The organism is Dyadobacter linearis (genome assembly GCF_907165045.1).
GTDB lineage: Bacteria > Bacteroidota > Bacteroidia > Cytophagales > Spirosomataceae > Dyadobacter > Dyadobacter linearis.
In genome coordinates this window covers 663494-675536 of sequence record NZ_CAJRAU010000001.1, presented here as the reverse complement: position 1 = coordinate 675536, position 12043 = coordinate 663494, and the positions used below count along the sequence as shown (strand labels likewise).

Here is a 12043-nt window from a genome sequence, read left to right as displayed (position 1 = left end):
TGCATTTGTACTAAAAAATAGAAACTAATGGTTTCAGCATGCGCCGGACATACCTCGGAGAATTTGAAGAGTTGGTCCTACTTATGATCGCGATCCTCGACGGACAAGCGTACGGGGTGACGGTCAGTCAGGAAATTGAGCTGCATACCGGGCGGCTCGTCACATTCGGCGCGGTTCACAACACGCTGATCCGGCTGGAAGAAAAAGGTTTTGTTAAATCCGAGCTTGGCGGGGCTACAACGGAACGGGGCGGTCGGCGGAAGCGACTCTTCAAAGTAACCGCACTCGGCAGTACTGCATTGCGCGATATTCAGGAGCTGCGCAATAAGCTTTGGCAGATGATGCCCGACAACGATTTAAGGGTGAGCGGAATATGAGCGCCCCAAAACCGCCCGGCTGGGCACAAACCCTGCTCCGCTGGCTGCATCCGGCCAATACGCTCGAAGAGGTGGAAGGCGACCTTGATGAACTCTACGAATACTGGTACCGGCGTGGCGGCAGATCACAAGCGGTAATGCGCTACATATTGAATGTGATTTCGGTGTTACCCCCATTTGTGAAGCGGCGCGCAAGCCAGACAAAATATGACCAAACCTTTTTCCTCAACCCCGATATGTTAAGCAACTACTTTAAAATCGCCTGGCGGAATATGCTCCGTCAAAAAGCCTATTCCGCACTCAACATTGCCGGCTTGTCCATTGGAATGGCGTGCAGTATCCTCATTTTGCTGTGGGTAAGAAATGAGTTGAGCTACGACCGCTTTCATGCAAATGCCGACCAGCTTTTCAGAATGACCTGCAATGCAGGTGATTTTAAAGCTGCTGTAAGTCCGGCGGGTATGGCGGCTGGTTTGCAGTCGCAAATGCCCCAGATTGAAGCTTCGGTGCGGCTAAGCAAGCCTGTTACGAGCCTTTTTGAGGCGGGTGAGAAGAAGTTTCAAGAAAAGCGGGTGGTATTTGCGGACTCTAATTTCCTGCGGGTTTTTTCTTTTCCTTTATTAAAAGGCGATGTAAGAACTGCGCTGAGTAACCCGGGTGCGCTGCTGATCACGGAGGAAATCGCTAAGAAATACTACGGAGACCAGGACCCGATCGGCAAAGTCATACGGAGGGACAATCACGAAAATTTTACGATAGCAGGCGTTTTGGCCAATACGCCTTCCAATTCTCATTTACAATTTGATTTTGTTATGCCCATGTCGTACCTGGCCAGATTTGACAATGATCTGAAAACCAGTACGTGGGGAAACTTCAATTTTTACACCTACTTCCAGCTAAATAAGAATGTGAATACGTCGGCTGCTGGTTTGCAGGCGATGGCCGCACAGATCTATAAACTCTACAAAGCGCACGGAAATGAAATGAAGGTGGATTTTCAGCTGCAACCACTTACCGCTATTCACCTGCATTCCGATTTACAGATCGACCTGCCGGGCCACGGTAATATGCAGTATGTCAATATCTTTTTCGTTGTCGCGATTTTTATCCTCGTCGTAGCCTGCATTAATTTCATGAACCTCGCTACCGCGCGGTCCGAGCGCCGGGCCAAGGAAGTGGGGCTGCGCAAAGTGGTTGGAGCGGGTCGCTACCAGCTGATCGTCCAGTTTCTGGGTGAATCGCTGATCTTTTCATTCCTGTCCCTACTTATCGCGCTTGTGATCGTTTATATGCTGCTGCCGGTATTTCAGATGCTCACCGAAAAGGAACTTGCCATTCAATTGCTGGACGGAAGGTTACTGCTCAGTCTGGTCGGGATTGCGATATTGACGGGCCTGGTCTCGGGCAGTTACCCGGCGCTGTTCCTCTCGGGATTTGCTCCTGTGAAGGTATTGAAGGGAAAAATGAGGGTAGCAGGCGCTAATCTTCTTTTCAGGAACGGACTGGTAATCACACAGTTTGTCGTCGCTATCATTCTCCTTATCGGTACCGCTGTTGTTTACAAACAATTGAATTTTATTAAAAACAGAAACCTGGGTTTTGATAAATCGAACTTGCTCTACCTGTCTATGTCCGGTGAATTATGGGATAAAAAACAGGCATTGAAAACGGCATTGGGTGAGAACCCGCTTACCGAAAACTTCTCGATCATCTCGCAGCTGCCGACAGCCATCACTTCGGGTACGGTGGATCTGGAATGGGAAGGACAGGTTGCCAGAAATGAAATAGTTGTGCCTTCGCTGGATGTGGATGAGAACTTTGTGAAGGTATTCAAAACAAAGTTGCTGGCTGGCCGCGGTTTCTCACGTGATTTTTCGGGGGATACTGCAAATTATGTGATCAATGAACGGGCGATGCAGATCATGGGAATGAATGCAGGCAATGCGGTAGGGAAAAGCATCTCATTCAGTGAAAGTAAGGGTACAATTATCGGAGTAGTAAAGGATTTTAATTTCAAATCTCTGCAACATGCCGTTGAGCCACTGATTTTGCGGCTCAATAGATGGGGCGGGGTCGTGATCGTTCGTACCCGCGGCGGCGCAAACGAGGCGACTATTGGCAAACTCGGGGAGATCAGTCGGCAGCTTAATCCTGCATATCCGTTCACCTATGGTTTTTTGGATAAAGATCTCGATAACCTGTACAGAAGTGAGCAGCAAATGGGGAATATTTTCAATCTTTTTGCGGGGCTGGCGATTTTCATATCGTGCCTCGGACTATACGGTCTGTCGGCATTTATGGCCGAGCAGCGGAAAAAAGAGATCGGTGTCCGCAAGGTATTGGGCGCAACGGTGAGCGGCGTAGTAGCTTTGCTTTCCCAGGGTTTTCTCAAACTTATCCTGATCGCGATCTTGCTGGCCACACCAATCGCCTGGTACGCAATGGACAGGTGGCTTGCAGATTTCGCCTATCAAACCACGATCGACTGGTGGGTATTCGTCCTGGCCGGGCTGATCGCCGCGACTATTGCCCTGGTAACCGTCAGCTTCCAAAGTATCCGCGCCGCCCTGATGAACCCGGTGAAGAGCTTGCAGGGGGATTAGGCTCATACCCTTCAATCTCCCGCAGCATTTCGATCGATCTCATCACCGGGTCCCATTCTTTACCATTAAATATCATTTTAAACCACTTCTTATCACGGTTTTCGTATTTGATATTGAAGAATAGCCAGAGGGCGGTGATGAGGAATAGGATGGTAGTAGCCACTTGCAAAGTAAGCCAGACCGGGTGTTCGAACATTCTTTCCTGGATTGAAAAAGTTGTCCAAACCGGCGCGTGCAGGAACATTAATCTGGAAACAAGTAGGGTGGAGCCTTTTAAAGAGGCAAGCCGGCGCTGCGTTTCTATCAGCGCCTCGCTGAGGTCGGTCTGGAATATCAGTACCAGCTGCGAAATGTAAATGCCGATCACGACGGCGAGCAGCACCACGTGTATTAAGATAGAATACCAGAAAAACGGGCTCGCGAATGAATAGGTTTTGTAAAGTACCACGCATAAAAACGAGATCCAGAGTATTCCCGTAACGGTCACGAAAATTTTCATAGGCGCCATCGTACGCAGCAGCGACTTGATCTTGATGAGCGTGATCGCCGCTGCATTCTGACGGTTTAGGGTCAGGTTTTCTTCGAGCTTTTGATCATAAGACCGCCACAATGCGATCAGTTCGGATTCTTGCATGGTAGTTAAGATTTTAAGATTGAAAATTTTTGTCTGAGTTGTTCCTTGATCCGCGCCACTTTTGTCGAGACATTAGAAATTGAAATTCCCAGAATGTCGGCGATCTCCTGCTGACTCCGGTCTTCGAGATAAAGCAGGATCAACGCCCGGTCGAATTCTTTGAGCTCCCGGATAAACCGGTGCAGCAGCGACAATTCAGAATTTGCACCAAAAGGCGCATCTTCCGTTATCAGGCTGATTATTTCGGCAGTCAGCGGCTGATTCAGCTTATCCCTTTTTGTCTCTTTCCGGTAAAAAGAAATAGAAACGTTCAGCGCTATACGGTACATCCAGGTGCTGAGCATGAACCGGTCATCATACTTTGGAAACGCAAGCCAGAGCTGTGCGGTAATCTCCTGGATCAGATCTTTCCGGTTTTCATTGTCGCGGCAATATGCATTCGCGACTTTGTAAATAATGCCCTTATTCGCATCGATCACATTCAGAAAACTTTCGGTATCGCGTAGATCGGAATCTCCCGGCACATGCATCAGGCTGTTTCTTTTGCTTTGTGAAAATTAATGTTGTCCTGAATAATTATTCGCAGCAACAAAAAGAATGTCACACAATTTGCGTGAATATTTTCAAAAAAAATGAAGTGCACCTTGTGAGCACACTTCATTTTATTCATGCAAGCCTTTTTTGAATCCGATTTTACTTTTTCAGGGACGCCATATCAATCACGAAACGGTACTTCACGTCGCCTTTCAGCATTCTTTCGTATGCTTCGTTGATCTCCTGCATATCGATCATTTCAATGTCAGCAGTGATATTATGTTCACCGCAGAAGTCAAGCATTTCCTGCGTCTCCGCAATGCCGCCGATCATAGAGCCTGAAAAACTTTTGCGCCCCATAATCAAACTGAATGCAGCGACGGGTAGCGGCTGCTCAGGCGCGCCTACCAGTGCAAGGGAACCGTCCACGCGGAGCAGGCTGAGGAATGCATTGATATCGTGCTCCGCCGAAACTGCGTCTAATATAAAGTGCAGCTTTCCCGTGTAAGCCGCCATCTGGTCTTTATCTTTTGACATCACCACTTCGTCTGCGCCCAGGCGTTTCGCCTCCGCAAACTTCGCTTCCGACGTGGTGAATGCTACTACCTCGGCGCCCATTGCCTTGGCGATCTTAATGCCCATGTGCCCCAGTCCGCCGATGCCAACAATTCCCACTTTTTGGCCGGGACCCACATTCCAGTGTCTCAGAGGGGAATAGGTAGTGATACCTGCACACAAGAGGGGCGCAGTCGCTGCCAGATCCAGATTTTCGGGAATGCGCAATACATAGTTTTCATCCACCACCACACTTTCAGAATACCCGCCGAATGTCGGTGTATCGAGGTATTTATCGGGTGAATTGTAGGTGCCGGTCATGCCCGGTTCGCAAAATTGTTCCAAACCATCCTGGCAATACTGGCACTCGCGGCAGGAATCCACGATACAGCCGACTCCCACCGTATCCCCGATTTTGAACTTACTCACGTGGTCGCCCACACTGATAATTTTCCCCACGATCTCGTGACCGGGAACGCAGGGATACTGGGTCCCGTGCCACTCATTTTTAGCGGTATGCAAATCGGAATGACATACTCCGCAGAAAAGAATGTCGATTTCCACATCGTGCGCGGTCGGTTTTCTGCGGCTGATGCCAAGTTCGTTCAATGGAGCCTCGGCCGCTTCTGTTCCGAATGCCTTCACGTTTGTTGTTTCTATCATGGTATGATTTAAATGGTTTTTTTAACGGTCACTTCAACTATAACAAATCTGTACCCCGCCATTTTGCGGGAGGTTTCACGACAGCAAAATATGTAAAAGATCAGCCAATTCGATCATTTCGGGCGGGGAGGTTAGGCGGTAGGTTTGTAGCTTTCGAATCGACCATTTTCCTGAATCCTATGAAATTTCAAATCAGTCTGATAGCCAGAATGCTTGCCGCATTCCTGTTGTTTTTAATCGTTTTTCCGGTTACAGATACATTCAGCCAGAGTAAACGCAAAAGAGATGCAGCGACTGGCAAGGGAAATACGTTGTCGCCGGTCAGCATTGTTAATTTTAATGAATCGGGCAAGCAGGTGACCCGGTTTGATATTGCGGGCGATGCGATAGATGCGCACGATGGTGAGATCGCCTATTTCGACGGGACTTATTATCTCTACGGAACCAGCTACGATTGCGGTTTCGCCTGGCAGAACAAGTCCGCTCCGTTTTGTGGTTTTAAAGTGTACGCTTCGCCGGATCTGGTGAACTGGACGGATAAGGGCTATTTATTTGACGCCAAAAATCCCGTCTGGCAGAGCAGGTGTAATGGAAATACGTACGGTTGCTTCCGGCCTCACGTTGTTTTTAACAAAAAGACCGGGCTGTATGTATTGTGGGTAAATGTGTATGATAATGTGGTCGGATTCAGGGTATTTACGAGCAAAAACCCAGCGGGACCTTTTACAGAAGTTGAGAATCCAAAACTGGCTGTTAATCAGAATGCCGAAGCCGCCGGGTTGAACAATGGCGACCACGATACTTTTGTCGACGATGATGGTAAAGGTTACGTAGCTTACACCGACTGGCGGACCAAAGGAACTATCGTGATCGAAGAACTGACTGACGATTATTTATCCGGCACTGGCAAACACGTGAAGGCAGTGACGCCGGGAAAAACGGAAGCGCCGGGACTGATGAAACGAAATGGCATTTACTACCTCCTGTATTCGGATCCCAACTGCGGGTATTGCTCCGGTACCGGCACTTCTTACCGTACCGCCAAATCGCCGCTCGGGCCCTGGTCGGAGGGGATCAGTATCAGTGATAAATCCTGCGGCGGGCAACCTTCCTTCGTTTCCACGATCCAATTTGACTCTGAAACAGTCTATCTGTATGGGAGCGATCTGTGGAACAATGCAGCCAAAAATGAGGCGCTGGCCAACTATTTCTGGGCGCCGCTGAAATTTGATGAAAAGGGCGCTATTGAGCCTGTTCCCTGCAATCCGAGCGAAAATGTGCGCGTCAAAGTAGGCGCTGTACCTGACCAAAAGTCACGGAAAAATATCGACAATTCTTCGGGCCGGGAGGGTTTTACAACACAGTGTGATATTAGTAACGGAAAGGAGCGGACGCAATCTTTTGTAGCTACCAGATCGGGCAAGTTGAGCGAAGTTAATTTTACGACTTTCCGCGATGGTTACCCCGACTCCGGGCTTGAATTGAATATATATCCTGCAACCGATTCCGGGTTACCAACTGGTTCCTCTCTCTTTGCCACCGTTGCCGAGCCCGATTCTATGGGCTGGGCGCCCAAGCGACTTCACTTCAACCCCAATATTCAGGTAGAGAAAGGGAAGAAATATGTGATCGCATTGAAATCAAAAACTACAAAAGGCTGCTATGGTTTTCAGTTCAATGATTCGCTGTCTTATCCAAAAGGCGCGGCGGCGGTGAAGGGTGATGGGGATTTCGTGATCGAGAAAAACAGAAGCCTGAAATTTGAGACCTATATCAGTCCGAAATGAGTGATTATTCTGCTTGAAAGCATCTTGGACTGAATTTGCCCCAGGTTTGAACAGGCTGTAACTGCATTGGAATGCACTTTTGCTTCAAAACAAAACAAGCAAAAATGCTATGAAAAACGTCGTTCCCATTTTACTCATTCTTCTCTCGGTTCAGTGTTTTGGTCAAAGGAAAAAAGTAACTCCTGCGGCTGCAAAAGTCGATTATCTTATTCCCCTTACAGCGGAGAAATGGGAATTTCAGGAAGGTAAGGTCGCTTTCGAAACGTACAAAGGCGCGAAGGCGATGAAGATCGAAAAAAGATCCGGCCAGGTAGTTTTGAAAGACCTCGTTTTCAAAAACGGGACCATTGAATTTGACATTGATCCTTCTGAATCTGAATTCGCCGAAAGCATTTACTTCCATCGCAAAGACGCCAGGGAGCAGGAGATCGTGTACCTGCGCATGTCGCGCGTGAACAACCGGCTGGCGAATCAGGGAATACAGTATTGTCCTTATTTTGATGGGATCAATATGTGGGATATGTATCCTGACTATCAGGCGCCTGCGATATTGAAGCCGGGGGAGTGGAATCACTTGAAACTGATTATCTCGGGCAAACGCCTGCAAGTTTTTCTCAACAATGCAACCAAACCGGTACTGGATATTCCCAGGCTGGAAGGCTCCGCGGCTGAGGGTAGTATTGCTTTTGAAGGCGCTTCCTATATTGCCAATGTGCAGGTGAAGCCCGACGAAGTGGAAGGTCTGAGCCCGTTCGCATTGCCTGATATCACCGACCACGACGGACTTTACCTCCGAAAATGGGCATCAAGCGCGCCGTTCGAGCTACCGGTAGGCAGTGAACTATCCTTTCAAAACCAGCCCAAACCCCAACTTTTTACAGATAGTATTGCTGCCGAACGCGCAGGTTTTGTGAACCTGACAAGGAAGCACGGCGGTAGTAAAACACGCAGGGCGATCTGGCTCAAAACGAGGATTACTGCAAAGGAAGCTGCAAAAGTGGCACTACAACTCGGTTTCAGCGACGAGGTTTGGGTATTTCTCAACAACCAGATCATTTTCGCAGATAAGAACCTTTTCCAGCAGAATATGAAACGCTACCCCGACGGCAGGATCTCAATCCAGAATGCGACGGTCGATCTGAACCTGAATGCGGGCGAGAACGATCTGCTGATCGGCGTTTCGAATGATTTTTACGGCTGGGGTATCATGGCGCGGCTAAAACAGGGCGACGGGATCACCGGTACCGATCATATTTCAGGGATTGTCAGCCTCGCCAAAGAGATCGCGAGCATCGACCTGGAACCTTACATCGGTACTTACAGCAGCGTGCAGGCGGGGTATAAGCTGATTTTTGCAAAAAGCGAAACCGGGCTGAGTGTCGAGCCTACCGGCCAGAAACCTGCCGAACTGCAGGTAACCGGCAAGCATTCCTTTTCCTATCCCGCAGAAGGAGCCACTTTTGAATTCAGTTTGGCGGAGAAAAAGGTGATATTGAGGCAGGGAACCGAAAGCCGCGAATTTTTGCGGGAGTAGGGCGCGCATTATTCAGCCATCCAAAAAAGTGGCACAGATATTGTTGACCTGCGGATAAAGGTTTAACAATGGCGAAAAAAGACAGCTTAAAAGAAAATTACAGGCAACTGCTGGACTGGTATCAGTACCGCGCGGAAGAGAATGCGGGTTCATTGAAAAAGCTCGAAAAACTGCTATCGAAACTCGATCGGAATGTGCAGGCCAGCGACGATTATGAAAAGGATATAGACGACCTGGAATCGCTGAAAATCATCTACGAGGTAGCGATTAGGAACTTTGAAAGTCAGGTTGACAAGTATCGGATTTTACTTGAAAATAACTGATGCGGGCTGCAAAATGGCCCGCATCAGCACTTTTCGCCTCTATTCCAGTTTAAGCGTTTCTGTCTTTTGGTTTGAAATACCCTTCGCCAGCTGCTCATAAGCGGCGATCAATTGTTTCAGTTTTTCAGGTTGGGACTTCGCAAGGTTATTCTGCTGACCAACATCTGTTTTCAAATTGTATAGTTGATATTCCTTCGCGTTCCCCAGTTCGATATTGACCTGCTTGTTCACCGCCGGACCGTTGTAAGGCGGTATCATCACAAAATCGCCCTGCCGCAATGCAGTGCGCGAGCCGGCTTCGATCACCAGTTCGTTCCGCCCTTTTTTACTTTTACCCAAAAACACATCCAGGTAGTTCTGACTGTCCAAACCTTTCGCTTCCTGCCCGGCCAAATGCGCAAGTGAGCTCAGCAAATCGAGCTGGCAAACTACTGCGTCAGAAACCGCCGGTTCAATCGTGCCTTTCCAATAGGTAATGAACGGAACCCGCACACCAGCTTCAAACAGGCTGTATTTGCCGCCACGTAACGGTCCCGCAGGTTTGTGGTTTCCCAGCTTTTCCACCGCGTCATCGTGGTAACCATCGTTCACGACCGGGCCATTGTCGCTGGTGAAAATGACCAGTGTATTTTCCAGGATTCCTTCTTTTTCAAGCGTTTTGAGCAACTCGCCCAGGCACCAGTCAGCTTCGGCTATTGCGTCGCCTCTGGGTCCGAGCCCGGTAACACCTTTGAAACGCGGATTTGGCGTGCGCGGCACGTGCGGCTGCTGCATGGCGTAGTACAGGAAGAAGGGTTTTGATTTGTGATCTGTAATAAATGCCTGCGCTTTCGTCAGGAACAGATCGGCCATTTCTTCATCATCCCACTTGGCTTTCGCGCCGCCCTTCATGTAGCCAATGCGCGAAATTCCGTTCGTAATGCTCTGATCGTGACCGTGGTGCCACTTCATTTTTAGTAGCTCCGGATTGGCTTTTCCGGTCGGTTCGCCAGGGAAATTTTCTTTGTAACTCACCTGAATAGGATCGCTCGGATCGAGGCCGACGACGCGGGTATTTTCAATATAAACCGTCGGTACGCGGTCCTGGGTAGCTGCCAGGATATACGAATAATCAAAACCAAGCTGGTTCGGTCCGGGTTTGATCTCCTTGTTCCAATCCGTATTTCCATCACCGAGTCCCAGGTGCCATTTTCCTACGATTCCCGTGGCGTAACCCGCTTTTTTAAGGATTTTCGGAATGGTCATTTGCGCAGTATCGATCAGCAGCGGCGCATCGCCGGGCAGGATCTTCGCGTCTTTATTGCGCCATGGATACACGCCGGTCACCAATGCAAAGCGGCTCGGCGTACAGGTCGACGAAGTAGCATAGCCATTTGTAAAACGAATACCACCATTTGCGATCTTGTCCATATTAGGCGTTTTCAGCGCGGTTGCCCCGTACGCGCCCACGTCGCCGTAACCCAGGTCGTCGAGGTTGATCAGGATGATGTTGGGTTTTGCCGCCCTGTTTTCTTTTGCCGTAAACTGCCAGCCGGTAGCCGCAATTAAAATGGCCAGCGCGACACAGGGTATTGTAAACTGCTTTGCTTTATTAGTAATCATAAAAGGTGATTTTTTTATAGAAGTCAAAAAAGGCGTGAAACTATCTGCCAACCTTTTATACTTTACCGGCGTCTTAAATGCGCTACCAACGTCTAAACGTATTTACTATGAAACGTTCACTACTCTTTCTGATCACGCTCCTTTTTCTGTACGCCTGCAAAGAGGAAGCGATTGACCCGTCCAAACGGGTACGCCCTGTTGGTTTGCAAATAACCGTAAGTGGTAGCGAGTATCAGTTGAGTTGGGAGGGGATCAGCATTATCTGTTACATGTTGCCGTGCCCTGACATCGCGGATGTGGAAGCCGAGGAATATGAAATTCAGATCGCTGCTGATGAGCTGGGCCCGTTTCAAACATACCGGACCGTTCGTGCGGATCAGAAATCAATCAATATCCCCACAGCCGGCCGGGGTGGACAGTTGGTAGCCCGTATCGTCTCAAAAGCCAAAGGCGCGCCGCCCGTCAGTTCCGATCCGGTTATGGCTACCAGCGGCCCACTTTCCCAATCGGCTTTTTATCCGGGCTTCGGCACATCGGATCTGGTAACAGGCGGGGCTGTGACGCCCGACGGGAAAACAGCGCTCTACTCGGTTGCGATGGTACAGGCTCCGGGTCAGAACTTATCGCCGTTGTATCTGGCAGAGCTGGAAAATGAGCAGATTACTTCCAGAAAATTGATCACCCGCGAAGGTTTCAGACCCGCTTTTTCAGATGATGGAAAACAGGTTGCGTATTTGTCACCTACTGAAAAGGGCGTGGTTATCTACACCGTCGCCACAGGCGTTACCCGTACACTTCCGGCGGAAAATCTGGATCAGCTATATGGATTGACCTGGTCGCCCGACGGTAACTGGCTGGCTTTTCCGACAGTTACCGAAGAAGAGGGCCGGCTTTGGAAAATGCCGGTAGCGGGAGGCGCTCCGGTACCATTGACCCCGCCCATGCGGTTCCGCGATCTGAATAGTTTCCGGCAGGCGAATATAGATTGGTCGCCCAACGGCCGGCATATTGCTGTGTCGCGTACGCGAAGCGACGGCGGCAAGCACGTGCGTTTTGCTATTTCGCTGTATGCGACTGACGGATCGGGCGAGCAAAAGTTTTTTGAGACCCAGCCCGGCTGGATCGATACCAATCCTTCGTTCTCGCCCGACGGAAAACAGCTCGCCTTCCTGAGCAGTCGCGCAAATCCTTCATTCATTTCTTACAGCTTATGGGTCCGCGACCTCACCACCGGCAAGGTCAGGCGGGTGGAACTGCTACCGGACCTTATTCCTTCCGACGATTATCAACCCCAGTGGCAAGGCAATGAAAAGCTGATCTTCCTGGGAACGCAGCGTGGCAAAAGGGGCTATTTCAGCGTGCTTTTGTAACGGCACGATTTTAATTCGGCACGCTTGTTATCCCGGTGTTAAAGAGATTTGATCCCTAGTT

10 protein-coding genes are annotated in these 12043 nt (G+C 49.4%); 6 read left to right on the top strand and 4 right to left on the bottom strand.

Annotation, left to right across the window (positions count from 1 at the left end; all coding sequences use genetic code 11):
• Positions 1–38: 38 nt before the first annotated feature.
• Together KOD92_RS02620 and KOD92_RS02615 are read left to right on the top strand one after the other, a co-directional pair.
• Positions 39–377, top strand: coding sequence for a PadR family transcriptional regulator (locus tag KOD92_RS02620; protein WP_215231956.1), 339 nt, complete (start codon positions 39–41; stop codon positions 375–377).
• Complete coding sequence (locus KOD92_RS02615; RefSeq protein WP_215231955.1) at positions 374–2980, top strand: ABC transporter permease; 2607 nt, start codon at positions 374–376, stop codon at positions 2978–2980. Before KOD92_RS02620 ends, KOD92_RS02615 begins: the two co-directional genes overlap by 4 nt.
• On the opposite strand, the gene KOD92_RS02610 is transcribed toward KOD92_RS02615, so the two are convergent.
• The 3 genes from KOD92_RS02610 to KOD92_RS02600 form a co-directional block, all read right to left on the bottom strand.
• Positions 2919–3614 (bottom strand): hypothetical protein, encoded by a 696-nt coding sequence (locus KOD92_RS02610; protein WP_215231954.1) that lies wholly within the window; start codon positions 3612–3614, stop codon positions 2919–2921. The genes KOD92_RS02615 and KOD92_RS02610 overlap by 62 nt on opposite strands.
• A 5-nt stretch (positions 3615–3619) precedes the next feature.
• Positions 3620–4144: an RNA polymerase sigma factor gene (locus KOD92_RS02605; RefSeq protein WP_215231953.1), complete on the bottom strand. Its 525-nt coding sequence runs from the start codon at positions 4142–4144 to the stop codon at positions 3620–3622.
• 163 nt (positions 4145–4307) lie between these two features.
• Positions 4308–5366 (bottom strand): NAD(P)-dependent alcohol dehydrogenase, encoded by a 1059-nt coding sequence (locus KOD92_RS02600; RefSeq protein WP_215231952.1) that lies wholly within the window; start codon positions 5364–5366, stop codon positions 4308–4310.
• Positions 5367–5545: 179 nt separating this feature from the next.
• Between KOD92_RS02600 and KOD92_RS02595 the strand changes: the two genes are divergently transcribed.
• The 3 genes from KOD92_RS02595 to KOD92_RS02585 all read left to right on the top strand — a co-directional run bounded on the left by KOD92_RS02595 (position 5546) and on the right by KOD92_RS02585 (position 9010).
• A complete protein-coding gene (locus tag KOD92_RS02595) occupies positions 5546–7153 on the top strand; it encodes a family 43 glycosylhydrolase (protein WP_215231951.1) in 1608 nt (535 codons plus the stop codon).
• 109 nt (positions 7154–7262) lie between these two features.
• Positions 7263–8687: a family 16 glycoside hydrolase gene (locus KOD92_RS02590; RefSeq protein WP_215231950.1), complete on the top strand. Its 1425-nt coding sequence runs from the start codon at positions 7263–7265 to the stop codon at positions 8685–8687.
• Between the two features lie 68 nt (positions 8688–8755).
• Complete coding sequence (locus KOD92_RS02585; RefSeq protein WP_215231949.1) at positions 8756–9010, top strand: hypothetical protein; 255 nt, start codon at positions 8756–8758, stop codon at positions 9008–9010.
• Between the two features lie 39 nt (positions 9011–9049).
• On the opposite strand, the gene KOD92_RS02580 is transcribed toward KOD92_RS02585, so the two are convergent.
• The gene (locus KOD92_RS02580) at positions 9050–10612 is read right to left on the bottom strand and encodes a sulfatase family protein (RefSeq protein WP_215231948.1); all 1563 of its coding nucleotides are present in this window, start codon (positions 10610–10612) and stop codon (positions 9050–9052) included.
• Positions 10613–10719: 107 nt separating this feature from the next.
• Here KOD92_RS02580 and KOD92_RS02575 point away from each other — a divergent pair, with 107 nt between their 5' ends.
• Entirely contained in the window at positions 10720–11982 is a 1263-nt protein-coding gene (locus tag KOD92_RS02575; RefSeq protein ID WP_215231947.1) for a TolB-like translocation protein, read from the top strand.
• Positions 11983–12043 lie beyond the last annotated feature (61 nt).